21 protein-coding genes are annotated in these 26315 nt (G+C 45.0%); 11 read left to right on the forward strand and 10 right to left on the reverse strand.

What is annotated here, in order from left to right:
• The first annotated feature begins 269 nt into the window (after nt 1-269).
• From E5672_RS02770 to E5672_RS02785, 4 genes are all read left to right on the forward strand, one after another.
• Nucleotides 270-998, forward strand: coding sequence for an alanine acetyltransferase (locus E5672_RS02770; protein ID WP_136780814.1), 729 nt, complete (start codon nt 270-272; stop codon nt 996-998).
• 8 nt (nt 999-1006) lie between these two features.
• Nucleotides 1007-1507 carry a ribosomal protein S18-alanine N-acetyltransferase gene (gene rimI, locus E5672_RS02775; protein WP_136780815.1) on the forward strand — a complete coding sequence of 167 codons (501 nt, stop codon included), beginning with the start codon at nt 1007-1009 and terminating at the stop codon, nt 1505-1507.
• A gap of 129 nt (nt 1508-1636) precedes the next feature.
• Nucleotides 1637-1933: a 2OG-Fe(II) oxygenase gene (locus E5672_RS19965; protein ID WP_136780816.1), complete on the forward strand. Its 297-nt coding sequence runs from the start codon at nt 1637-1639 to the stop codon at nt 1931-1933.
• A 226-nt stretch (nt 1934-2159) separates the two neighbouring features.
• Nucleotides 2160-3080, forward strand: a complete 921-nt coding sequence (locus E5672_RS02785) for a DMT family transporter (protein WP_136780817.1) — start codon at nt 2160-2162, stop codon at nt 3078-3080.
• Between the two features lie 11 nt (nt 3081-3091).
• On the opposite strand, the gene E5672_RS02790 is transcribed toward E5672_RS02785, so the two are convergent.
• Nucleotides 3092-3988, reverse strand: a complete 897-nt coding sequence (locus E5672_RS02790; RefSeq protein ID WP_136780818.1) for a LysR family transcriptional regulator — start codon at nt 3986-3988, stop codon at nt 3092-3094.
• Between the two features lie 192 nt (nt 3989-4180).
• Between E5672_RS02790 and E5672_RS02795 the strand changes: the two genes are divergently transcribed.
• Genes E5672_RS02795 through E5672_RS02810 form a run of 4 tightly spaced genes read left to right on the forward strand, consistent with a single transcriptional unit; the run spans nt 4181 to nt 8123 of the window.
• A complete protein-coding gene (locus tag E5672_RS02795; protein WP_136780819.1) occupies nt 4181-5380 on the forward strand; it encodes an MFS transporter in 1200 nt (399 codons plus the stop codon).
• Between the two features lie 10 nt (nt 5381-5390).
• A complete protein-coding gene (locus E5672_RS02800) occupies nt 5391-6299 on the forward strand; it encodes a TIGR03571 family LLM class oxidoreductase (RefSeq protein ID WP_136780820.1) in 909 nt (302 codons plus the stop codon).
• A gap of 21 nt (nt 6300-6320) precedes the next feature.
• Nucleotides 6321-7157 carry a 2,5-didehydrogluconate reductase DkgB gene (gene dkgB, locus E5672_RS02805; RefSeq protein ID WP_136780821.1) on the forward strand — a complete coding sequence of 279 codons (837 nt, stop codon included), beginning with the start codon at nt 6321-6323 and terminating at the stop codon, nt 7155-7157.
• 30 nt (nt 7158-7187) lie between these two features.
• The gene (locus E5672_RS02810; RefSeq protein ID WP_136780822.1) at nt 7188-8123 is read left to right on the forward strand and encodes an alcohol dehydrogenase catalytic domain-containing protein; all 936 of its coding nucleotides are present in this window, start codon (nt 7188-7190) and stop codon (nt 8121-8123) included.
• Here the strand turns inward: E5672_RS02810 and E5672_RS02815 are convergent.
• From E5672_RS02815 to E5672_RS02850, 8 genes are all read right to left on the reverse strand, one after another.
• Entirely contained in the window at nt 8118-9875 is a 1758-nt protein-coding gene (locus E5672_RS02815) for a diguanylate cyclase (protein WP_136780823.1), read from the reverse strand. The genes E5672_RS02810 and E5672_RS02815 overlap by 6 nt on opposite strands.
• 162 nt (nt 9876-10037) lie before the next feature.
• The gene (locus E5672_RS02820; protein WP_136780824.1) at nt 10038-11069 is read right to left on the reverse strand and encodes a DUF2955 domain-containing protein; all 1032 of its coding nucleotides are present in this window, start codon (nt 11067-11069) and stop codon (nt 10038-10040) included.
• Between the two features lie 30 nt (nt 11070-11099).
• Nucleotides 11100-12173: an HlyD family secretion protein gene (locus tag E5672_RS02825; RefSeq protein ID WP_136780825.1), complete on the reverse strand. Its 1074-nt coding sequence runs from the start codon at nt 12171-12173 to the stop codon at nt 11100-11102.
• On the reverse strand, nt 12170-12625 hold the full coding sequence (locus E5672_RS02830) for a MarR family transcriptional regulator (RefSeq protein WP_136780826.1): 456 nt from the start codon (nt 12623-12625) through the stop codon (nt 12170-12172). The genes E5672_RS02825 and E5672_RS02830 overlap by 4 nt, the downstream gene beginning before the upstream one ends.
• A gap of 285 nt (nt 12626-12910) precedes the next feature.
• Nucleotides 12911-15895, reverse strand: a complete 2985-nt coding sequence (locus E5672_RS02835) for a TonB-dependent receptor plug domain-containing protein (RefSeq protein WP_136780827.1) — start codon at nt 15893-15895, stop codon at nt 12911-12913.
• Between the two features lie 600 nt (nt 15896-16495).
• Entirely contained in the window at nt 16496-17224 is a 729-nt protein-coding gene (gene btsR / locus E5672_RS02840; protein ID WP_136780828.1) for a two-component system response regulator BtsR, read from the reverse strand.
• 2 nt (nt 17225-17226) lie between these two features.
• A complete protein-coding gene (locus E5672_RS02845; protein ID WP_136780829.1) occupies nt 17227-18912 on the reverse strand; it encodes a sensor histidine kinase in 1686 nt (561 codons plus the stop codon).
• A gap of 122 nt (nt 18913-19034) precedes the next feature.
• A complete protein-coding gene (locus E5672_RS02850; RefSeq protein ID WP_136780830.1) occupies nt 19035-20528 on the reverse strand; it encodes a carbon starvation CstA family protein in 1494 nt (497 codons plus the stop codon).
• 346 nt (nt 20529-20874) lie between these two features.
• Here E5672_RS02850 and prfC point away from each other — a divergent pair, with 346 nt between their 5' ends.
• The 3 genes from prfC to E5672_RS02865 all read left to right on the forward strand — a co-directional run bounded on the left by prfC (nt 20875) and on the right by E5672_RS02865 (nt 25003).
• Nucleotides 20875-22464: a peptide chain release factor 3 gene (gene prfC, locus E5672_RS02855; RefSeq protein ID WP_014948726.1), complete on the forward strand. Its 1590-nt coding sequence runs from the start codon at nt 20875-20877 to the stop codon at nt 22462-22464.
• 33 nt (nt 22465-22497) lie between these two features.
• Nucleotides 22498-24228, forward strand: coding sequence for an arginine--tRNA ligase (gene argS / locus E5672_RS02860; protein ID WP_136780831.1), 1731 nt, complete (start codon nt 22498-22500; stop codon nt 24226-24228).
• 205 nt (nt 24229-24433) lie between these two features.
• A complete protein-coding gene (locus E5672_RS02865) occupies nt 24434-25003 on the forward strand; it encodes an NADPH-dependent FMN reductase (RefSeq protein ID WP_136780832.1) in 570 nt (189 codons plus the stop codon).
• Between the two features lie 78 nt (nt 25004-25081).
• Here E5672_RS02865 and E5672_RS02870 read toward each other — a convergent pair whose 3' ends face one another.
• Nucleotides 25082-26257, reverse strand: coding sequence for a DUF2891 domain-containing protein (locus tag E5672_RS02870; RefSeq protein WP_205676467.1), 1176 nt, complete (start codon nt 26255-26257; stop codon nt 25082-25084).
• Between the last annotated feature and the right edge of the window lie 58 nt (nt 26258-26315).

Consider the following 26315-nt stretch of genomic DNA (forward strand, 5'->3'; position numbering starts at 1 on the left):
TTGTGAACGTTTACGTTCAAATCCTAAATTGTTTCTTTGTTAAATTCTTCTTCAATTGTCTTGTTTTCTGTTGCTAGTGCTCAATTTGCTGCAGCTGTTTCATTTCTTCTTATACCAAGAGCTAGGTATTCTAAATTCGCGAATAACGCTTGAGCATTAAAGAGCAAGTACAATCCAAGCAAAAGAACGCGATAGTTATTCAACCAAGCCTGCAACTTTAGTAAACTAAACAAATATAATGAACTATTCACGTTAGGTGTTTTTACGCAATGTCTCTTACTTCATATCAGCAGGCGGTTTTACAGGAAATGGGGATCCCTGTTTGGATCACCAAAGACGCCTACACTGAGCTAAAGCAGGAAGACCAAGCGAAACAAAACAACGCCAATGCAGCACAACGCAACGTCGGCAGTACAAATAGTTCATCGACACAGTTACCCTACAGCCAAAACGCTCAAACCAATAAGCCGCCTTCAAAGCCAATATCTCAAGAAGAAAAGCAATCACGGCTTGCTCAGTTGCGGGCAAATGTTGGCAGTAGCACGAAAGATAAGGCTAAGCCTAAAGACGGCGGGGCAGCAAAACTTTCCACACCTGGCGGGTCGCACAATGACGGGAAAGCAGGGCAAACCGAAACAGGCGCTTCACAGTCACACAACGTTTCACCGTCTTACGACAATGCGGTTGCCTCGCAAGAGTCTTTTACAAAGTCTACTGGAGCAAAAGGGCCGGTATCGCCAGAAGGTATCCCGTTAAGTGCCGAACAGAAAACGAAATCACAGCAATGGCTAAAAGATTTGCAGCTAGCCTGTGTTCAGTTGGGTATACCGTCACAGTGGACTAGCACCATAATGATTGGCCGTACGCTATCAGTAACCGAAACAGCCATTATATTGCCAGCCACACCGCTTAAACTCACAACTGTGCAAAAACGGGAGCTGTGGGCGCAGCTTATCAGCGCAGCAGGCGCATTAAACCATTCCGCTAACGGCCAGTAGTCTTGTCGATGAAATTGACCATCGTACCGCCCCAAGGCTTCGACGAGCACATAGAACAAGCGCATGCTATCCATCAAGAGGCACAAGTGTCGCCTTGGAAACTAAGTACCTTCGCAGACTGTTTCACCAAACCCTATTACGGGGTATTCGCCTTTGAAAATGACAAGATTGTTGGCTATGCCATTATGCTTGAAGTTGTTGATGAAGCTACGCTGATGGATATTGCGGTAGACAGTGGCGCTAGAGGCAAGGGTATAGGTCGCGCTTTAGTCGATTTTGTCATTGAGACATCGGTGAAAAATGCAATGCGTGAAATCTGGCTAGAAGTGCGTGAAAGTAATGATACTGCTATTGCGCTGTATGAGAGCTCCGGGTTTGAGCATATTGAAACCCGCAAAAACTATTACACCGTAAAAAGTAATGATGACGGGAATGACAAGAGTAATGGAAACAGCGCACAAAAAGAAAACGCTAAAATCATGAAGTGGACAAACCCCACCTTAGCTTAGTTTTTGTATCCCTAGGCATATACGTTTCGCGTATATCAAAGCACTATCTGAACTCAGCATGCGCTTCCCAGCTTATAGCAGCGCGTGTTTAAATCGCATCACGTTCTCTTCACCTAAGGTAGAATCAGCATGGCTAAAGTGCTCAACAAAGCGATAGTCTCATCAAAGCGATTTGCTATTAATGTGGTTACCTACAAAGAGGGTCATAGAGTTTTAGAACATAATGACCCTATGGGCAGCGGCCGTTACTTTAAGTTTAATGTGGTGCTTAAAAAGCCGGAGCGGGGCGGCCAATTCTGGGCGGAGAAAGTCATCTTTAGTCTCTTCAACCGCATTTACTTTTTCAGGCCAGATAAATACATGCATAGCGTTAGCAAAATAGAAAAGGGCGAGAGGAAGCTTTTGTCCGTAGCGTTGTACGTGTAAGTCATATTTCTTAAGGGCAGTGCGTGACATGTACAGCAAAGTTTCCACCCCAATCTAAAAAGTTGACCATTTGGTCTATAAATTGTGTTGTAACATGGTCTGGCAGGTTCCAATCTTCTGCCAATTCACTTATATTTGCGCCCTTAAAATTCCTCACCTACATTCACCTCTCTCGGTGAGGAAATATCTCTTAACGCAATTTGTGCAATTGGATTTTTTAAAACGCATGTCTTCATTATCTTTGGCGGAAAAAGAGCAATCAAAAGGTATAAAAATGCTTTTGGTTGCGGTGTTGTGCTTAGGGCTTAACTGGCCAGGTATGAAATTAGGACTAGAGATAGTTGGCCCTGTATGGATGGTGTGTCTGCGCTTTTTGTTAAGTCTTCCTGTACTTGCGCTGTTTGTACTAATCACCAAAAACCGTTTACCGGTGCTCAACCGTAAAGATCGCTCGGTGGTGTTTGTCGTTGCGTTTTTCCAGTTTATCTTATCAATGGGGCTTATTACTGTCTCGCTGCAGTTTATCCCTGCGGGCACGGCCAGTATTCTTATTTACACCACACCGCTTTGGATGCTGCTTATCGACACCCTATGGTATCGACAACGCCCGCCTTCTAAGCGATTATTCCTTACCGGTATATCTACCATTGGCTGTGCAATGATTTTATTTGCTTCGGGACAACCGGGCGCATGGCTACCGCTCTTTGGTATGTTGCTGGCATCTGCATTGTGGGCGGTCGCTATTCGAAGAGTGTCTTTTCACAAGTGGAAAGGAAGCGTCATTGAAGCTGTGTTCTGGCAGTTTACCATCGCGGGTTTCGCCATGCTTGCCATTGCACTGATGCTTGAGCCTACACCTAATTTTGGGGCTTACGATATAAGCGATTGGTTGTTACTGACGTATATTGGCCCAGTGGCAACAGGTCTCGGTTTTGGCCTTATGGTAGCGGCGGGGCCTAAATTGCCACCAGATAAAATCGTACTTATTAGTACACTTACGCCGATAGTGGGCTATGTAAGCTCTGTGATATTGCTTAAAGAAACGCTACTGCCTATGGTGATGGCCGGCGCAATATTAATGATAGCAGCGCTTATCGTTAATGGTCTTCCAAAAAGCGCGCTTAAAAAGATACTAGGGCAACGCTAAACAAAGGTGAGTTAAAGGGTTAGTCGCGGCTGTATAAAATCCAAAAACGCAGAGATACGAGACGATACTGCACTATTTTTGTAGTACACCGCTTGTACCGACTCTCTGCGGTTTGGGCTGACGATGTCGTCACGAAATAGCTCTACCAGCGTGCCAGCGCTGATATCCTTGTGTACCATAAAGTGAGAAAGTAACGCGATACCTTGACCTGCCAAACACAGCTGGCGAATAGTTTCGCCGCTTGACGCACGAAGACTGTACTGCAAATTAATATCTTGCTTGAGCGGCCATTTATTTAGACTTGGTGAGTCGCTAAAGCCAATCAGTTTGTGTTCGTTTAGCCTGCTAATTCCACCTTCGTCTTCAGAGATGGGATATTTTTCAAGATACTGTGGGCTTGCCACAATATGCAGCTTACTTTTTCCTAAACGTCTGGCATGTAAGTTAGAGTCGCTTAAATCACCAATACGTATTGCGATATCGGTTTTGTGTTCTAACAGGTCGATAATGCTGTCGTGACTGGTGATATCGAGCGTTATGTCAGGAAATGCTTCTCGAAATTCACCCACTAACGGCGCTAGCTGATGGAATACAAACGGGCTCGCAGCATCGACCCGAAGTTTTCCAGAAGGGGCGCGCTTTAATAGCCGTAATGCTTCTTCACCTTTTTCTAATATATTTAGCCCGTCTCTCGCATATTGCAGGAAAAGCTCACCTTCTTCTGTTAATTCCAGCCGTCTGGTAGTGCGATTCAATAGGGTTACATCTAAGCCATCTTCCAGACGGGTAACCGCTCTGCTCACTTTTGCAACCTGCTGATTGAGTAGATTGGCAGCACTGGAAAAACTACCTGTATCCACAACGGTTAGGAACGCTTCTAAATCTTCAGTTTTTGATGAGACTGGCATCGCACACCTTATATTTTCAAATATCGCAAAAGTATTTTGTCATTAGTGCTGTATTTTGCAAATAAATTTATCGTCAAACTGTACGCACTTTATTAATGGCTTTCAAAAAACGGTGTAGTTGTTCGTTCTAGAAGCCAAAGGTGGCGTTGTTAATCAAGCCATCTCGTTAATTACTTTTTGAGGATAATTGAAATGCCTATTGCATTATTTGCGTTAACGTTAAGTGCGTTTGCTATTGGCACAACAGAGTTCGTGATAGTGGGGCTTGTCCCCACCATTGCTAACGATCTTGGCGTTACGTTACCAAGCGCAGGCTTACTGGTAAGTTTGTACGCCGTTGGTGTTGCCGTTGGCGCACCGGTTCTTACCGCCCTTACGGGAAAGTGGAATAGAAAGCATGTTCTGCTTAGCTTAATGGCGCTATTTGTGGCTGGTAATATTCTTGCCTGGCAAGCGCCTAGCTACGAGAGCTTAATTTTAGCTCGCATTTTGACAGGCTTAGCGCATGGTGTGTTCTTTTCCATAGGGTCAACTATTGCTACAGGGCTAGTGGCGAAAGAAAAAGAAGCCAGTGCGATTGCCATTATGTTTACAGGCTTAACCGTAGCCTTGGTTACTGGCGTACCTTTAGGTACCTGGATTGGTCAAAACTTCGGTTGGAAAGCAACCTTCCTTGTGGTTTCCGCGCTTGGCACACTTGCGCTAATAGGTAGTGCGTTGCTGGTACCGAACAATCTTAAACAAAGTAAACCGGCCACCTTGAGTGAACAAATGAAGGTGTTGGTTCAGCCTCGTCTGGTATTAGTGTATTTAATGACGATATTGGGCTATGGCGGCACATTTACGGCATTCACCTATCTAGCGCCTATATTGCAGGAAGAGGCGGGGTTTGCGCCCTCAGCCATCAGCTTAATTATGCTGGTTTACGGTGTATCTGTCGCGGTAGGCAATATTTATGGCGGCAAGCTTGCTGACAAAAAAGGCCCAATCCGCGCGTTAACTATCATCTTTTCAGCCCTTTCAGTCATCTTGTTTGCCCTGACGTTTACCATGGGCAGTAAAGTTGCCGCAGTGATCACCGTTTTAGTGTGGGGCGCCTTTGCCTTTGGCAATGTTCCAGGACTTCAGGTGTACGTTGTTCAATTAGCAGAGAAGTTTACCCCTAATGCTGTTGATGTCGCTTCAGGTTTAAATATCGCGGCATTTAACATTGGAATAGCTGTGGGCTCAATTCTAGGCGGTGCAATTGTAGACGGTATGCAGTTATCTGATACCGCGTGGATTGGTGCAATTATTTCTGTTGCAGCGTTACTTGTTACACGTTACAGCGGCTATTTAGACAAGCGCGCACTCAGTACTGCGAATACGGCGAATAATGCAACGAGCGCGTAGGGAGGTCACAATGACGACAAATACCTTTGATAAGCTTGCACAACATACGTTCTCAGTAGGTGTAGAGCTTCCGCTAGATAACGACTGGGCGCATTTCGACGCCACAAAAGGTACGCCATTCGGCGTACCTGATATGACCGAGCATCACAGCCGTATTCAATTAGCCGACAAACTAGGGTTTAAAGCAGCGTGGGTACGAGATGTACCGGTTTACGACCCTAGCTTTGGTGATGCAGCTCAGGTTTTCGAAACCTTCACTTACCTGGGCTATTTAGCGGGTATCACAGACAATATTCTATTAGGCACAGCCGCTGTTGTTTTGCCTCTTAGGCAGCCATGGCTTGTTAAAAAGGCGGCAGCAACGGTGCAGCAGCTAAGTAACGACCGCCTTATACTCGGTGTAGCCAGTGGGGATAGACCGGTTGAGTACCCGTTGTTCGATGTCGATTTTGACAGTCGCGGCGAGCAATTCAGGCAGTCACTGGAAATTGTAAAGCACGGTGAGAGTTCCCTTAAGCCTGGTATGTCCCTGTTACCGCGCTCAACCACGCCGCCTTTGTACGTTGCAGGGCTCGCTCAGCAAAGCCCTCAGTGGGTTGGAGAAAATATGGACGGTTGGCTGGCGTATCCAGGTACACCGAACGACCATGCAAAGCGCGTAGAACTATGGCGAAATGTCGCGGGCAACAAGCCTTACGTTAGTTTTATTCATCTTAATTTGGTTGAAGACGATGAAGCGCCCATAAAACGCCACCGATTCGGGGTTGAAACTGGTGTAAATGGGCTTATCAAAGAACTCAATGCAATGAAAGAAGCGGGGGTTGATCATATTGGCCTGCACTTCAGACGTAATACGCAACCAGTAGAAGTCGCGATGCAGCGCATTGCTGACTACGTATTACCTAACTTTCATAAATAACGGAACCAACAAGGAGGCATCATGCCGAATGTAAATCAGTCACAATCTAAAATTCCTTCGCTAGGTGTAGGCACGTTTCGCTTAAAAGATGACGAAGCCTATAACAGCGTGACAATGGCACTTGAAGTGGGTTTCCGCCATATTGATACGGCGCAAATTTACGGCAATGAAGAAGCGGTAGGTCGCGCTGTTAAAGACGCTATTGCAAACAATCTTGTTGCACGCGAAGACCTTTACGTCACCACCAAGGTGTGGAATGACAAGCTGAATAAAGCAAGCTTTGTGGATAGCGTAAAAGAGAGTTTGGAAAAGCTTCAACTGTCGTACGTTGACCTACTACTTATTCATTGGCCGTCACCGGAAAACGGTGAAAGCATGGAAGAGTACCTAGGTGAATTGCTGCGCGTTAAGGAACTGGGCCTGACAAAAGAAATTGGTATTTCTAACTTTACCGTGGCACAAATTGAAGAAGCGGTGAGTATCTTGGGCGAGGGCGTTATTTCCACGAATCAAGTAGAGGTACACCCTTATCTTACTAATGAAAAAGTGCGTGCAGCGTGCGAGAAACACGGTATCACAGTGACAGGATATATGCCGTTTGCTGTTGGTAAAGTGCTAAAAGACGAGACCATCATTGCGATTGCAGATAAGCATGGTGTGAGCACTGCTGAGGTAGTTGTAGCCTGGGAGCTGGCTCATGGTTTAGTCACTATTCCATCGTCGACCAAGCGCAAAAATCTGGAAACCAATTTCAAAGCCCTTGAACTTACCTTAGACGCTGACGATATCGCAAAGATTGACGCGCTAGATTGTGGCGACCGTCAAGCTAACCCAGATTTTTCACCTGCGTGGGACTAATCGGAAAAATCACTGTGTTAAGGAGCTTTTATGCAAGCTAACGTTTGGCAATTTGAACAAGCTGGCGCAGCACTGATACAAAACGTACGAGAGTTTTCTGAGCCGGAGGCAGGGCGTATTGTCGTGCGCAACTATGCTATTGGCATTAACCCAGTTGACTGGAAGTTTATCGATGATAACCCGCGCGACTGGGAAAAAGGGCATATTCCCGGTGTGGACGGTGCAGGTGTTGTTGTCGCTGTAGGTGAGGGCGTTGATAACAGTCTATTGGGTAAGCGTGTGGCTTACCATCATAGCCTAGGTGATAACGGAAGCTTTGCCGATCATAGTGAAGTGTACGCAAGCCGCGTAATGGTTGTACCAGAAAGCGTTGATTTTGCGCTAGCTGCTGCGTTGCCATGCCCAATGCTTACTGCCTGGCAAGCGTTCAGTAAAGTGCCGGTTCGAGAGGGGGCTAACGTGTTAGTTAGCGGTATGGGCGCCGTTAACAAATTGCTGGCGCAAATACTTTCACAGGCTGGTTTTAACGTACATGTTATCTCAGGAAGCTTTACGCAAGAGCAAGCCGATGAGATGGGCGTAAAAACCATCCATCGCGGTAAACCTGAAGGGCAAACCTTTTACGCGCTTTTTGACGCGAATGGTCCAGACTATGCGGCGTCACTGGTGCCGCTTCTTGAAGCTAACGGCCACGTAGTGAGTATTCTAGGTCGTATTGAAGTACCTGTAGACGCACCTTTTACACGTACTATTTCTTATCATGAGATAGCCTTAGGCGCGCTGCATGATTATGGCGATTTATCACAGTGGCAGCGCTTGGTGAAAGACGGTGAGGCTTTACTTGAGCAAGTTGCTGCGCAAACGTTGGTTGTCGAAATACCTAACGTGTTTGACTTCAATAATTTGAACGAGGCCCTACAATTTTCAAAAGAAGACAAGCGAAAGGCGGTGGTTACGGTGTCATAAAGCCGGAATGATTAAGTTTCTTCCCTTATCTTTGGCTACGTAAAGGGCTTTATCAGCTCGTCTGAAGGCTTCGACAATATCGTCGGAGCCTTTACATAAAGTCCAACCTATACATGCCCCTAACTTTCTATCGTCAATCGATGCAATGGCTAACTGGTTGATTGCACTGTGGACAGTTTCCAGTTGCTTTGCAAACTCGTCGGCTTGGGTGGTCTTGCTTGTATTGAGCGCTTTTACGCGCTTTGCAATGGCAAATTCTTCTCCACCATAGCGCGCTGCTACTTGCCACTCATCATTAAGCGGCGCAAGAATCTTAGCAATGCCCTTTAGTACTTCATCACCGACATCGTGACCAAATGTATCGTTGATACTTTTGAAGTGATCTAAGTCGATTAGCGCAATGGCTAGCGCATCATGATCGTGTAAGGTTTTATCAAACGTATTGTCTACGAACATATCCAGCGTACGTCGATTGGGCAATTCGGTTAAACTATCTTTGGAAGCTAGTTCGGCCAACGTGCTATTCGTTTGTTCAAGTGCAAGGGTGCGCTCTCTTACCAGCGCTTCTAATTTTGATGCCTGCTCACTTTTTAACTTAGCAGCTTCTTTTTGGGCGTCTCTTTCCCTTTGGACAACTTTCACCATATAGCTTGCGGTAAGTGCAACCATAAATAGGCATGTCATAACTAGCCCAGTCATAAAGGTGGCAACGGGTTCGAGGTAAAGGTCTACTTCAAAAAGTGCAATAATGGTAAGAATTAGCGTGCTAAAGGTTACAGGAAGCATAGCGGCGGCAAGCCATTTGGCTCTATCAGAGCCCCGTCTATGCTCTACAAAGATAACGATACCCGCTATCAGTATATAAGGGAAAAAGAGGAGTACAGGCAGTTTTAAGGCAATATCTAACCCCACTGTTTGCCACAGTAAAATACCCAGCAGCGGAAGCACTATGCAAAAAGCTTTAATTGTTTTTGCCCCGTAAACCTCATGGTTGTCTCGCGCGAGTGTCTGAAACAATACCCAAAATGCAGTAATCAATACGGAATAAATGCTTATGGCGTAGCTAATATCGTTCAAACCCGGCGTATTTGGCCACAATAGTTCAAATGCGTAACCGAACACGCGGAAAAACCAAAATGTTGTCGCAAAAATAAATGATGCAAAACTCAAAAAAACTAAGTTACGGCTGGCAATATAGCCTAATACACAAAGTAGGGTAAGCAGCCCCATTGCGCCGAAAAATGCCATATCCCGCTGCAAGGTTTTCATATACAAGTTACTGTAATACTCAGGTGTGGCGACCGAGAAACTGTATCTTAAAATCTCACCAGACATAGTGCCGGTAAACTCAGTGTAAGAAGACGGCTGCAATACAGAGGGGAAATGATAGTTGGGCGTATTCACCGCTCGAGTACTGTAAGGTGCACTGTCGCCGGTTTCCCATTGATAATTGCCATCGGTGACAACTAACGTTTTCATTGCAGGGAAACTTATTGAAAACCAGACGGGAACTTGCGTATCTAACTGATTATAAATACGAACTTTGAAATGCAAATACTGTGACGGCGACCTATCAATAACATCAGCGCTATAAAACCATTCTTCTTCGCCGGTTATAGTTGCTGAGTTACTTACCGCAAAAACTACATCGTTATCTAAAGACAACATAGTTTGTGAATTATTGAAATTAGCTGCGTTGGCCGTTTGGCAACAGCATGCTATTACAAGCCATGCGAGCAATATTCGCAGCATTCATCGTCCTTGTTTTATTGGTTTTTTTATCTACAACTCAATATAGCACATAGTTTCAAAAATTTAGTACGCATTAAATAAAACATAAGTATAGATAAATCGCCTATTTCTTGTAGCGTTTTTAGCGTGGATAACTAACTAAGGTCGTGAGAGAACACGAAGCTAATAAAATGTGTGATGTCGTGTCGCTTGATAGGCATTGAGCGCGCGATGTACAACGTAAATAACACACAGGCTAAGTGCAATGGCAACCACTACCGATGAAAAGCGATACAGCGCACTATAAATAATATCCTGCTGAGGTGAGAGTGACTGGCCGTACAAAATGCCAAAGGTCGTTAGCACACCGAAGCCAGTACCAGCACCACCTCCGCCTAAGACATGTTGGCGGCTGATGAAAAACACCAATATCCACAAGCTAAAGCTAGCAAAAAATAACGTATCACTGTAATTGAGCAAAATGAGCTGGGCGAGCAGGGCAAGATTACAACCAATGAGTGTACCCAGTGCCCGTTGCCATCCACTCATCGTTGCGCCTTTCCAACAAAGTGGAAATAGTATCAAGATGCTCGCAGCTTGTGCTGATATCGAATCTACTAAGTCAAAGGTTTGAAACGCAGCAAAGGATAATGTGGCGACTGTCGTACATAAGATAACTTCGTGACGAATACTCGCTTTATCTTTTGTCGCTTTGGGCATAGGCGTGCGCGGCGCTTCATCGGGAAAAACAATATGTAAGGCGAATGCAATTATCAATGCCAACAGAATTGCACCTATATTGGATATGACCAATGCATAGATATCTATTCCATCACTACTGTAGCTGGCAAAATGAAGTTGTAGCGATAGTCCTACAAGGGAAAAGGCCCCGAATAAATACAGCGTACCTTTACTCATCTGCCAAAACAAAAAAGCAAAAGTGGCGGCAATTAGCGGTGTGATCAGCAATGGGTGGCTGCCGAACAAGCCGTAGATCACTAAAACAGTAGCCGCAGGAAAGATGGTTGCGGCAAGAAATTGTCGAACAATGTGACCGTTTAAAACGGCCACCAGTCCAAGCAATAGAATGGGATACAAAGTGAAAAATATCGGATTAGGCCAATCCAACGCTTTCGATATAGCAAACCCTAACGTGGCACCTGACGCAATCCGAAGCATCTGCTGAACATCATTTTTACTTAGCTGTGATTCCATATTTTATGTCTGATAAACCATAATTTAAGTTTAATAAATAAAGTGCAGCAGGCTTATAAAGTGGATTTGAATATTCGCTGCCGCCCTTTCAACAGGATTGTCTGGCACAATTTGTACGGTAGCGCGAGCACCACTGGTGAGATGTTTTAACGATATTTTTTGTTCATCAAGCTTAATATGGACACGTTGACGCTGCGCATCGCGTACCCATCGGTTCGACTTCTCAACGCTTGCAAGGGTGCCGTTGGCAGCGAGTTGACCGTCACTTACACCAGCTTCAAACTCAGCCACTTTCGCTTTGAACACTTTGCCAGGTAGCGCATCGAAAACCACGTTAGCTTGAATGCCTTTCTTTACATTGGTTAGCGATTTCTCTCGAAAGTCTGCAACCACATCTAACGTGTTATCAACTACCGAGGCAAGCGGCGTACTTTGTTTAGCATAAGTACCCTGAGTTACCTGCATGTTTGCCATGACGCCGTTATGCGGTGCTTTAATTTTTGTATAGGCTAAGTTTAATTCTGCCCGTTTGACCGCATTTACCGCGTCTAAATATTTCAGGTTTTTGTCACCTTGCTTACCTCTAGCAACAACTTGCTGGTTTAGTTCGGCTTTAAGCGCACTAATTTCAGCTTCGGCGCTTTTTAGCTGAGCGTAGGCTTTATCTACGTTTTGTTGAGATACCACTTTGGTCTGCTTTAGGGAACGCAGCCGTTGAAATTCACTGTTACGCTCGTCGTAAACTGCGGATGCTGCCTCTAATTTGGCTTTTATCGCTTCTGCTTTGGCATCAATTTGAGCATTTTCTAGTTCCACATTTGCCAAAGCAATCTGCGCCTTTTCAAGCGCAATTAGGTAAGGTGTTTCGTCAATAGTGAACAAAACCTGTCCTTCTTTTACGGTTTGATTATTTTTGACAAGCACCTCATTTATTGGCCCATTTATCTGGGGTGAGATTTGTGTGACCTGATGATAAACCCTCGCCTGTGGCGTCATAGGCATGCGTATATCTGCAATAATGAAGTAGACAAAACAGATGGCGAAACCGACCAAAGACAGTTTTATATACCTAGCAAACTCCTGATCTGGTGTTCGTTGACTCACTTAAATGACTCCAACAATTTTGCTGCATTGGCTTCAATTTTCTGAACACATTTAGCCATAGTGTGTAATTCCTCGTCCGATACTCCTGCGTACACTTCATCTCGAAGTGCCATTAACGTACTTTCGATATCATTCATTCGGCCTTTGCCCATATCTGTGAAATAAAGCAAGCGACTTCGTTTGTCGTTATCATCTGTAACGCGTTTGATTAAACCCGTAGTTTCAAGCTGCTTGATGGTGCGCGTTAAACTAGGCATTTCTATTTCCAAGCTTTCTGCCACCATCTGCTGTGTACAGCCTTCACCAAGTAATGACATATGAATCATTACGCGCCATCTAGACTCTGTAAGGTCGAGGTGTGCGACAGAATCAGTGACAGCTCTTCTGCACTTTTGCGCTGTACGGGCGAAAAGCGCAATAAGATGAAGTGGCATGGGTTCTGAAAATGACATATAGGCATCCTTGATTTTACTTAGCATGCTAACTAGTTTAATTGTTTAGCATGCTAAGTAAATAATATTGAGATGAGGATGATATTTTGTAAGCTGAGCGCTTATTAGGAAAAGTATAAATGGTTACTTATATAAAGCCGTGTTTGTAACAGATAGATAGGCTTTAACTAAGCGCTGTTGAGCAGTGAGCAAGTACGGGGTGAAGTGGAATATTCATAAAAAAATAAAAAAGCCGTTTATTAAAAATAAACGGCTTTTGGCTTAGGTCCAAAGGGAGATTTGGATTTAGAATTTACCTCTAAACGAAGCAAACCAGTTTGTGCTAGTGTCGTAAACTGTTGGATACGTGTTACCGTTACCAAGAGCTGGACCTGCACCAGAGTAAACTGGAGGTTGCTCGCCAAGAAGGTTAAGAACACCTAGCGTGAACTCTAAGTTATCGTTCATGAAATAAGTAGCAGAGATATCAAGATAATTGATAGCTTTGAATCCGGTCTCAAGTTCATCACCTTCATCATCGTTATCAGTTGTACCAAAGTGTCTCCAAGTCGCAGTAATATCAACGTCTAGGTTAGTATTCCACGTTGCCATAAATCTATGACGATACTCAGGGTTAGGTGCGCCACACGCGTTACCGAAGAAGCCAGCACACTCAACAGTGTCACCACCAGGGAATGGTACGGTGCTTAGTTCATCTAGTAGCGTAGCTGCGTAGTCGAATCTAACATCGCCAAGCTCAGTGTCGAAGTTATAGCCTACCTGAACATCCACACCCGAAGTTTTAAGCGTAGCAATGTTTAGGTTTGTTTGTTGGAAACCAACACCAAACGTACCTGCTGCAAGTGAACCTGCAGAAGAACGGGTAATTAGGTTACAGAAAGTTGGGTCACCTGAATCAAGACAGTTGTCGAAGATAGTTTGAGCTGGAATACCAGCAGAAATCGCATCTTCTACCTCAATGTCAAAGTAATCCACAGTAATCGAAAGACCTTCGATACTTGCTGGTGTAATAACAACACCAAAGGTTACCGTATCTGCAGTCTCAGGAGATAGTTGTGGGTTACCACCTGTTAGCGATTGGGTTTGACCTGAGATAACGTCAAGAATGTTACCGTATTGCGCTGCTGTTACACCGGTGCGTGCACAAGTTTCAAGTGAAGCAATTGGGTTTGCACCTGCACATGGGTCATACAACTGCTCGCCGCTAGAGTCAGTTCCCGCTGGGCTTAAGTTAGGTAGACCTGTGTTTTGACCTGTAAATAAGTCGATTACGTTTGGCGCTCGAACGGCGCGCTGGTATTGGGCACGTAGTTTAACGTCATCTACCGGCGTCCACGCTAGTTGATAACCGTAAGCATTTGTGTCAAAGCTATTTGTTGTGCCGTTGCCCTCTGCGTCATAATCAGAGAAACGATACTGTGCACTTAGCACTAACTCTTCAGCTAACTCTGCGCCAGAAATAAGAGGTATTTGAACTTCGGTGAAGAATTCACGAACTTCAATTTTACCTGCTACCGCTAGCGTTGCTCCGCCTACACCGGTGAAACCACCACCTTGAATTTGGCTAATTTCATCTGGTGATGAAGCAAGTTCGTCTTTACGGTATTCAATACCAAACAGCACGCCAACACCATCATCAGCAGTAGGGACCTTAATGCCGTAATCACCCAAGTTAGCTTGGATGTCTGCGCCGAATACTTTCTGTGAAGTTTCACCGTTTACAATACCAATACCTTGGATGAAATCTAATTGCTCTTGCGTTACAGAGCTTTCACCGCCAGGGCGTTGGAAGATGTTGTAAGGTACACAGCCACCAGACTGGTCAATACACACAACGTTACCATCTTCGTCAGTGGTTGCTAATAGCGCTTGCTGAAGGTTAGCGACAACGAAGTCATTCGTTGCTGAGCTTTGATCGCGAGTCTCTGAAATTTGACCAAAAATGTTCCACGCCCAAATATCATCTATGAAACCATTTAGGCCACCTACGAAGCGCCATGCGCTGTTTTCAAGACGTGAGTTACGCGAACCACCTTCAACGTTACGGTGAGATGCTGTGATACCGCTAACAATTACATCGTTTGCAATATCGTCAGCCGAGCAACCAAAAATATCAGTGAATGCTATACCGCTGTTACCTTGAATTAGTGGGTTTCCACAGTTGATGTCGTATGCGCCGATACCAAACGAGGCACTTGGAGCAATCTGAGCATCACTGGTGTTGTTGATGTATGAAAAATCTGCGTAGGCTTCTAAATCTTCTGCAAGCTCATAGTTACCTTTCGCATAGAAGTGATAACGCTCAGAAGGACGTTGGAAGAAGTTAGTTGCTCCGAAGTTGTAGGTTTGAGTTGGGCCGCCTGCGTAAGAAATAATATTTCCATCTTCTTCTTGGAATGCGAAGCCGCCAGGGCCACCAAACAAGCGGAAGTTAGCTGAACCAACACAACCAAATCCTTCAAAACTTGCTGAGCCGTTGCTTTGACCCAATGTACACGCTGAGAAAATTCTATCAGATTGAACAATCTCTTCGCGGTCTTCATAGGAAGCATAAATGGTTACGTTGCCTTTACCGTCGGCAGAAGATGCGCCAAACATTGTATAAATAAGCGTTTCGTCGCCGTCCATGGTAGAGCCAGGAACAGGTTGCTGCGCGGCGTTTAGCACGCCTTCATACAAACCATTGTCGTTGTCGGCGTAGTTTGTGCTGAACTGACCACCAAATTCCACACCTTCAAAATCATCGCGAAGAATGAAGTTTGCAACACCACCAACAGCATCAGAGCCGTATACCGCCGATGCACCACCGGTTAGGATGTCAACACGTTCTAGCATTTGCGTTGGAACTAAGTCAACGTTAGCAGCACTGGTTCCAGAAGAGCCGTATGGAAGACGTTTGCCGTCAATCAATACCAACGTTCTGTTTGCACCTAGACCACGAAGGTTAAGTGTTGCAGTACCTGTTGAACCGTTTGAAACTTCTGAAGCTTGACCCGCAAATACTTGCGGAAGCACGTTAACGAAATCTTCTACACGCAAGTTACCGCGAGCGGCCGCTTCAGCACCTGAAACGCTCAGTACAGGAGTGGCAGCTGCAACGTTTGGATTAGAAAGTAGACGCGAACCAGTGACTTCAATTTTCTCAACTGGTTCTTCCTCTGACTCAACGTCTTCTTGGGCGTAGACACTACCAGAAAATGCCAACGATGCGGCAGCGCCAAAGGCGCAGGCAAGTCTGACCGACTTTGCCAGTTTGTGGTTTGTAAACATTGTAGTCTCCCTAGACTTTAATTTCTTGCTTTAATTATTTTTAGTGTGTTTTTTAAACACTTATTATGTATTGCACAAGTTTTGTATATTATCAACAAGATATATGCGTAAAATTTGAGAGGCGCTTCTTTTTAACAATTTTTTATTAATATTTTAGAAAAAGTTTAAGTGTCTGTGCGTTTATTGTACGGCGCGTAGGCTATATAAATTGCGCGAATACGCTATTTGTGTCGAATTTTGTACAGCAAAATGTAAAAGAAAATTATGTTCTTATACTTTCGTAGTGGTTTTGCGCTGTATGTAGCATCTTGTCTGTAGCAAAAATTTTTGACTGTTGTGCACCTAACAATAGATGTATTTACACGGCTGCAATTATGGATGGATAAAAATTGTGTGGTGCAACTTCGCCGAAAGTAGCTCATCGTATTGCTACGTCGTGTTGCGGTAAAACAGCTAGGTGATAAATATAGACGTCCCGCACGATGCGGTGATGAGGGCAACCTAGGAAAATGTGTTAGTACCGTAGGTTATGGAGTAGCCTAACGCGTACAGAAAAGTTTACAGTGGCTCGACTATTATTTATGAGGTGCTGTAAAAAAGTCATAGCTCCAATAACGCCTTTAACTTTTTGAGATATCGACGGCTCACGGGAACTGAATCTCCCGTCTTCATAAGAAGCGTAGCAAGGCCATTATCCAAGAGTTTAACTTCCGCAACGCATGATAACCTCACCAAGTATTGCCGGTGACATCGAACAAGCGCGGTTCTCTCTTCTAAGGTTTTCAATGTGAGCTGCGTGTCTGCTTGTTGTTCTAACGTTTTAACATGTACGCCCGCCACATCACTATAAGCAAAATGAATATCTGATTCGGGAAGCAGCAATATGCGCTGATGACCCACACAAGGAATGTGCAGCAATGTGGTTGGGGCAATAGCGTCAATGTCAGTTTGGGGCTGTGTTCTCTTTTTAAGCCTGGTAAGTGTTTTATTAAGCCGCTCTGGTTCCACGGGTTTGAGTAAATAATCAAACGCGTTATCTTCAAATGCTTGAAGGGCATACTGTTCAAATGCAGTGACCAAAACAACATAAGGCATGGTGTCTAAATCGAGCATTGCCAGCATATCTAGTCCAGAAAGCTGGGGCATTTCTATATCTAAAAAAATTACATCCGGGCAGTGTTGTTTTACTAATGTCAGTCCTTCGATTGCGTTCGCGGCTTCGGCTAAAACTTGTACCTCATTGGTTTCGTTTAGTAACTGGCAAAGCTCCTCTCTGGCGAGGGGTTCGTCGTCAATCACAAGTGCGCGAAAGGCTGAGTTCTTCGTCATTGTTAGCCCTCATGATGGTAAGTGTGGGGAATAGAAAAGGACATACGAGTGAACTGGTTGGTTCGATATTCGATCACCAGGCCAGATTGTTGACCAAACTGATGAACAAGCCGCTTATCTACAATATCCATCCCTAAACCTGCGTGTTGCTCTTTTTGGGGCTTATACAAGCCTGCATCATCTTCAACGAGAATGTGAATGTGGTTATCTGGTGTACATCGTACATTCAAAGTTAAAAGCCCACCCTCTATTCGTTGAGAGATACCGTGCTTAACCGCGTTCTCAACCAGTGGCTGCAACGTAAAACTTGGTAGAAGTGCGGACATAGCAGCATCGTCACACTTGATGGCAACCTGGAGGCGTTCGGCAAAACGCGCCTTTTCGATAGCCAAATAAGCATTAACGTGGTTAATCTCTTCTTTTAGCGTTACCACCGCGGTGTTTTGCTTTAGGTTTATTCTAAAAAAGCGTGACAGGCTAAGCACAAGCTCTCTGGCCCTTTTGGGGTCGCGACGAATAATGGCGCTAATCGTGTTGAGCGCGTTAAATAGAAAATGAGGATTGACCTGTGCATGTAGCAGTTTGATTTCAGACTGTGAGAGCAGATCTTTTTGCTGCTGATAAGCGCCGTAAACAATCTGACTAGACAGTAATTGAGCGATGCCTTCTGCCATTGACAGGGTAACCGTCGACATAAACTTCCGTTTGGGTTCGTAAAGCTTAATAGTGCCTACCACCTCAGAGCCAGAGTGAAGTGGAATAATCAACACCGAGCCTAGCGGGCAATTCTTGTTTAATGTGCATTGGTAAGGGCGTTCAGCACCATCTAAATGCACTATTTTGTTATTGTTCAGTGACTCCATTGTACTTGATGAAGATATAGGTGTGTTTGGTAGGTGATGATCGGCACCCGTTCCGATAAATGCCAAAATCTTCTCTTTATCAGTAATCGCTACCGCACCAACATTCGTTTCTTCATAGATAATACGTGCTACTTTTTCTGCATTAACTGGGGTGAATCCAGATGTGAGCACGCCCACTGAGCGATCTGCTATGGTTAGTGCACGTCGTGAAAAAGTGGCAGAGTACTTTTCAAAAATCGTTTTTTTGTCAGATAAGATACTGATAAAAAGTGCGGCCCCCACAGAATTTGCAATGACCATAGGTGCGGCTATAGCGCTGACCAGTGCGTAAGATTTTTCGAAAGGCTCAGCAACGGTAAGCAGTATTGCCATCTGAAACAACTCTGCTATGAAGGTAATGACACCAACTTTCCATGGGTTGAAAATATCTAGACTCTTGTTCTTGCGAACATAGTAAACGTGCATGAGGCCGCCGATAAGACCTTCTAGCGTGGTGGAAATAGCGCAGGCAACATCAGTAAAACCACCCAACGAATAACGATGGAGGCCGCCGGTCAATCCTACGGCAAACCCAACTACTGGACCTCCGAGTAACCCTCCTATAACTGCCCCAATGGCTCTGGTATTGGCAATGGCGTCGTCTATTTGCAGTCCAAAATACGTGCCCAGAATACAAAAGGAAGAAAAAACAACGTACACCAAGTAACGGTGTTTGCGATGAGAAGAAATGCTGAGAATAGGAAGAAAAAGCGGTGTTTTACTTAGCATATATGCGAGTACTAAATACACACACATTTGTTGAAGTAGCGAAAGTATGAGTTCCATGCTTGCTGATATTACCGCCGGTTAAAAATGAGCCCCATTATAACCCATGTTAAAAGTACAAAATAAAAGGCCGCCCTATATAACGGGCGGCTCATCATATTACACGTGTTTAGTTTAGGTAGTTATGCATCCACCGGTTGGGAGGGATTTTCAACATTCACAGATGATGGCTCAAGCGGCGCTTCACCTTTCCCCTTGGAAATTCGAATGACGTAAAACGTGGTGATTAGCGATGCGATAAGCCCGATAATTGTCGATACATTCATCGCCATACCGAAACCCAAGGTGTCGTTGTTTAGAATAAAGGTAACGCAAACGGCCGTCATAAATATTGCTGGTACCGTAGTTATCCAGTGCAGTTTATTATGTCTTAGTAAGTAGGCAGACGCGGTCCACAGCATCATGACGGCTGTTGCTTGGTTGGCAAATCCGAAGTAGCGCCAAATAACGCCGAAATCGACTTGGGTGAGAATACCGCCAAGCACAAACAAAGGGGCGGCCATGAACAAGCGGTTACGTATACCTTTTTGTTCAACGTTAAAGTACTCAGCCATGATAAGACGACTTGAGCGAAACGCGGTATCGCCAGACGTAATAGGAAGAATAACCACGCCTAGAAAAGCCAGTACGCCACCTACAACGCCTAAAAGACCGAATGATGAGGCATAGACAACGTTTCCAGGGCCACCATTGGTAATAGCTGCCGAGAGCCCTTCTAAATTGTCGAAGTAAGAAAGGGCAATGGCACACCAGATAAGGGCAATCACACCTTCACCTATCATCGCACCAAAAAACACAAAACGTCCGTTCTTTTCGTTTTCCATACAGCGAGCCATAAGCGGGGACTGGGTGGCATGAAATCCAGAGATAGCGCCACAAGCGATAGTGATAAAGAGCGCCGGCCAAAGAGGCATATCGTTAGGATTTAAATTCGTCAGCATATCGCTTGCCGTGAATTGGCTAAGTATCGAGTGCTGGTCAGAATAGCTGGCAGCGGCCAATAATCCCACCGACATGAAAATAAGAAGGGCTCCGAAAAACGGATAGAAGCGACCAATAATTTTATCTACAGGAACAATGGTAGCCAAAATATAATAGGCAAAAATAATGGCGACCATGGTGCCAACTTCAACGTGCCATGATGTCTGATCATTAACGAGGTTTGTGATCATGCCAGCGGGCGCTGAGACAAAAACTACACCTACCAGTAGAAGTAGCACAATAGCGAACAAGTTCATAAAGTGCTTAGCGCCTCGGCCCAGATAACGGCCAGATAAGCTAGGCACAGATTCACCATTGTTGCGAACTGACAGCATGCCTGAGAAATAGTCGTGAACAGCGCCGGCAAAAATGCACCCTAATACAATCCAAAGCATGGCAGCTGGGCCATATAGCGCACCCATAATAGGGCCAAAAATAGGTCCTACGCCAGCTATATTTAGAAGCTGAACGAGGTACACCTTTGGCGTGGACATAGGGACAAAATCTACACCGTCTTTTTGACTATATGCAGGAGTGGGGCGCGCTGGCGTTACGCCAAAAACCTTCTCAACAAAGGCTCCATATATAAAGTAGCCAGCAATAAGTGCGGCTACGCAAATTAAAAACAATATCACAGGGCGTTGTCCTTATTTTTATAAATTAGGTTTATAAAAAGGGTCTGTTACTTATGTTGTAAATGTTGTGTACAACAATGTTTGAAATAGGTTAACGATATGAAAGTATGTATGCATGAAAAAAAGCAGTGAGTGGTCGCATAGCAAATTAAGCGGTAGGGAGTATGTAATTTCGCTCTACTGTTACGTGCAGTAAAATGCTAAAATCCGCGCAATTAATTACCAAGCCGTATCAAGCGTTTTACCGCAATACTAAATTTGCGCGGAGAAGCATTGCTTATCCGTTATAAAACGCGCCTGTAAGTAATTGGTTTACAGGGATAATAGATAACGAAGATAAGTATTGATGTCAGATAAGAAGCTTCTAGAAGAGATTAAAAAGCGACGCACGTTCGCAATCATATCGCACCCGGATGCGGGTAAAACCACGATTACTGAAAAAGTATTGTTATTCGGTCGCGCCCTACAAACTGCCGGTACCGTAAAAGGTAAAAAGTCAGGTCAGCATGCTAAGTCTGACTGGATGGAAATGGAAAAAGAGCGTGGTATCTCGGTAACCACCTCGGTCATGCAGTTTCCATATAGCGATCACTTAGTAAACCTGCTTGATACTCCCGGGCACGAAGACTTTTCTGAAGATACCTATCGTACACTGACGGCCGTTGACTCATGCCTTATGGTTATCGATGCTGCAAAAGGTGTAGAAGACAGAACCCGTAAACTTATGGAAGTCACCCGTTTGCGAGATACGCCGATTGTAACTTTCATGAACAAGCTAGACCGGGATATTCGCGACCCTATGGAACTGCTCGATGAAGTAGAAACCGAGCTTGATATCTTGTGTGCACCAATCACGTGGCCGATTGGCTGTGGTAAGAGCTTTAAAGGTGTATATCACCTTCACCGCGACGAAACTATTTTGTATCAAAGCGGCCAGGGTCACACTATTCAAGACGTGCGTATCATTAAAGGGTTAGATAATCCTGAGTTAGATACGGCAGTAGGAAGTGACTTAGCTGAAACCTTGCGCGACGAGCTAGAGCTTGTGCGCGGTGCATCTAACGAATTCGAACAAGAGCTTTTCTTGGAAGGCCAGTTAACGCCAGTATTTTTCGGTACAGCATTAGGTAACTTTGGTGTTGACCACATGCTTGACGGATTGGTTGAGTGGGCACCTGCACCACTTGGTCGTGAAACCGAAGAAGGGACTATCGAAAGTACTGACGGTAAGTTCAGTGGCTTTGTATTTAAGATTCAGGCCAACATGGACCCGAAACACCGTGACCGCATCGCGTTTTGTCGTATTGTGTCGGGCAAGTACGAAAAAGGCATGAAAATGCGCAACAGCCGTTTAGGTAAAGATGTGCGTATTTCTGATGCGTTAACCTTCTTGGCTGGTGACCGTTCATTGCTGGAAGAAGCCTATGCCGGCGATATCATCGGCTTGCACAACCACGGTACCATTCGCATAGGGGACACCTTCACGTCAGGCGATAACTACCGCTTTACGGGTATTCCAAACTTTGCGCCTGAGCTATTTAAACGCATCCGCTTGAAAGATCCGCTTAAGCAAAAGCAGCTGCTTAAAGGGCTGATCCAGCTTTCTGAGGAAGGGGCAGTACAGGTGTTTAGACCCCTTGCCAACAACGATTTGATTGTGGGCGCAGTAGGTGTGCTTCAGTTTGACGTAGTTGTCGCTCGCTTGAAAGCCGAATACAACGTAGACGCACTTTACGAGCATATCAACGTGAGCACGGCCCGCTGGGTTTACTCTGATAATGAGAAGAAGCTTGATGAATTCCGCCGTAAAGGTGAGCAAAACCTTGCACTAGATGGCGGCGATAACCTGACGTACATCGCACCTACTATGGTGAATTTACAGCTAGCGCAAGAGCGCTACCCTGATATTCAGTTCAAGAACACGCGCGAAAATTAAGCTAATAAAGATTAAACAAAGACACTATATATTATGAATATACATGCACTATTAGTTAACCGTTTCACTGAAGCTCTACAAGAAATGGGTGTAGAAAATGCACCAGTGCCAGTTTCGCGCAGCGCTCGACCTGAATTTGGTGAATATCAGTTTAACGGCGCGATGGCGCTAGCCAAACAGCTTAAGCAAAAGCCGCGCGATATTGCAGAGAAAATTGTTGAGACTGTAAAGCTCGACGATATTGCCAGCAAGCTAGAAGTGGCGGGCCCTGGTTTTATCAACGTTCATTTAAATGACGAATGGCTGTCTAACCAGTGTGAGCTGTCACTGACCGACCCGCGTTTAGGCATTGCTAAGTCAAAAGAACAGAACATTGTTGTTGATTACTCTTCTCCAAACCTAGCCAAAGAGATGCACGTGGGACACCTGCGTACTACCATCATCGGCGACGCTGTGGTTAAAGTACTGGAGTTCTTGGGCCACAACGTTATTCGTCAAAACCACATGGGCGACTGGGGCACTCAGTTCGGTATGTTGCTTGCGCACCTTTCAGACAAGCTTCAAGACGAAGTAGCTGAAACAGCGCTCTCTGATCTTGAAGACTTTTACCGCGAAGCCAAAGTACGCTTTGACGAAGAAGAAGGTTTTGCCGACCGCGCCCGTGAATACGTAGTTAAACTGCAGGGCGGCGACGCTCAGTGTTTGGCGCTGTGGGAAAAGTTCATTGACGTGTCTATCGCTCATTCTGAAGAAGTGTACGACAAACTAAACGTAAGCCTGACCCGTAAAGATATTATGGGTGAGTCAGCTTACAATGAAGATTTAGCCAACGTAATCAGCGACCTCAGAGAAAAAGGTATCGCTGTTGAAGACCAAGGCGCGCAGGTGGTGTTTATTCCTGAGCTTGCTGATAAAGAAGGCAACCCTGCGGTTTATATCGTTCAGAAGTCGGGTGGTGGCTATCTTTACGCAACTACTGACCTTGCAGCCATGCGCTATCGCAGCGGCAAGCTAAATGCTGACCGTACGCTTATTCTTACCGATGCTCGCCAAGCATTGCACTTCAAGCAAACTGAAATTGTAGGCCGCAAAGCAGGCTTTATGAAAGAAGAGCAAACTTACGAACATTGCCCGTTTGGTATGATGCTAGGCAGTGACGGTAAGCCATTTAAAACCCGTACAGGCGGTACAGTTAAATTGGTTGAGTTACTTGATGAAGCCGTTGAACGTGCGGGTAAGCTTATCGCAGAACGCGACAACGATTTAAGTGAAGACGAGCTTAAAGAAGTTGCTCGCAAGGTAGGTATTGGTGCCGTGAAATACGCTGACCTATCTAAAAACCGCACAACCGACTACATGTTCAACTGGGACTCAATGCTAAGTTTTGAAGGTAACACCGCGCCTTATCTTCAATATGCTTATACCCGTGTGAAAAGCTTGTTCAGAAAAGCGGGTGTAGAGATGGCCACCATGCCGGTAGATATCAATATTGCTGAGAAACAAGAGCATGCACTAGCTGTGCTGCTGATGCAGTTTGAAGAAGTGATTGGCATGGTATCTCGTGAAGCCACGCCTCACGTGTTATGTACGTATCTATACGATGTGGCTTCAGCGTTCATGACGTTCTACGAAGCTTGCCCAATGTTGAAAGACGGTATCGAGCCAGCTATACGCGACAGCCGTTTAGCACTGTCAGCTTTAGTTGCCAAAACCTTAGAGCAAGGGTTAACCCTACTGGGCATTGAGACACTAGAAAAAATGTAGTGTTCGCGGTACAACATAGATATTGATATTGAGAAGGCTGACATTGATTGTCAGCCTTTTTTTATGCTTAACGCAAACGACTAAAGCAACAGTTCATCGGTGCAAATGTTTACTTTTATCGGTTGTTTAGAACCGGAAAAGGCGATGAGTGCTTAAAAGTCGGAAACTACAAAAATATAACTCAAAGTAAAGACAGGAAAATCCAATGACTAAGATCCTTGCATTTGCAGGTAGTACCCGCAAAGGTTCGTTTAACCAAGCTATTATTAACGTCGCTGCTGAAGGCGCCCGCGAGGCTGGCGCAGAGGTTACCGTTATAGACCTGGCCGATTTTCAAATGCCACTGTTTAATGAAGATGAGGAAGCCGAGTTTGGCATGCCTGAAAAAGCACAGGCGTTCAAAGAATTGCTAATGAGTCATGATGGTTTTCTTATTGCCTCACCAGAATACAACTCAAGCTACCCAGCACTGCTCAAAAACGCCATTGACTGGGCATCACGTATGAGCGAAGGCGAAAAGCCACTGCAAGCGTATCGCGGTAAAGTAGCTGGTATTATGGCCGCATCGGCTGGCGGGCTGGGCGGTATGCGTGTGCTGGTGGTACTGAGAATGTTACTTGAGAACCTGGGTACTATGGTGCTGCCAAATCAAAAAGCTATAGCAAAAGTAAATACGCTTATGGAAGAGGGCGTAATTACGGATGAAAAAACCATTAAGCAGCTAAAGAATTTAGGTAAAGAAACTGCTGAGTTGGCTGGTAAGATAGCGAAATAAAAGTTATTGGTAAAACATCTTTTAGATATAAAGTTTGTGATAAAGCTCGGCTGCAAATTGTCACAGCCGAGCTTTAATTTAGTTTATTCCGCGCTGTGTTTCTAAGTAGCTAGCAAAACTGCCAAGCCAGTGGCTTCCCATGTAGTGCATATCACCAAACACCGCGTTTAACCCCGCCTCACGGTGTGCTTTTAGCGTTTTTTCCAATACCGGTAAGCGTGCGTCATTGTCTGGTAAAGCGCTCATTATGCCTTCAATCATCCACGCTCGGCTAATGTTCAACCCGTCTAGGTGAGCGAGCTTCCCATCCGTTTTGTCAGTCACAGTCGCAGGCGCTAGCCAACTTGATGTTTTAGCGGTTAGGTCTGGAAAGAATGCTGAAAGCCATTGGCTGTAGTCTTTTTTAGCCATTACTCGGCGCATTAGGTCGGCTTCGGCCAAACAAGGTGATAGGAAATCCTGCCCTGAAGGCTCGTAGGCTAGTGGGCACTGCTTGTCAGCCTGATAGTAGTCTTTCACCCTAGCCGTTAGCTGTGCTTCAAACTCCTTATTGCCTGACGTTTTCGCCCAATCTAACATCAGGCCAAAAGCAAATGCGGTTTGGCTGTGTTCACCGGTTCGGATTGGGTAAGCCAGTTTTGGTAACCACGCGCTTACTCTCGACACAATTTCTTTCTCAAGCGGAAGTAGTGTGCTTAGCCATACCTTTGCTTCTGGAACAGTCGATTGACGCAGTTCAGCGGTTAACTGTAAGAACCAAGCAAGACCATAGGGACGTTCAAACGACGCATTATTTTCACGGTTGAGGCTTACCAATTCACCTTGAATATTCGCTGCCGTAAAGCTGATATTTAGCTTTTCAATAATCTCATCTTTATTCACCCCGTCTTGAGCAGTATTTAGCATTCTTACTAGGAGCCAATGGCCATGAACTGATGAGTGCCAGTCTAAACATCCGTAAAATGCGGGGTAGAGTTGACTTGGTGCCTTTACGTCATCGCCATCATTCATCATGTGTTTTACAACATTGGGAAACTCTTGATGAATACAATGGAGCGCGAGGTTAGCAAAAACGCTTTCGTAATTGCTGTTAGAGACGCCTGTGGGAGCATTTGCTACTAAAGTTTGATTGACACCGGCACTGCCCTTGTTGTTGGCTTCAATTGTCGGTGAACTACTAGCAAAGGCGTTGTGGGTGGCAAACGCTGTGGCAAATGCAAGGGTACAGCGAACAAGTTTTTTTATTTTGAACATAGTGTTGCGCACTTAATCAATGAGAAGTATATCGCCAATGTATAGTGATAAATGCTTT

Source organism: Alteromonas portus, from assembly GCF_005117025.1.
GTDB lineage: Bacteria > Pseudomonadota > Gammaproteobacteria > Enterobacterales > Alteromonadaceae > Alteromonas > Alteromonas portus.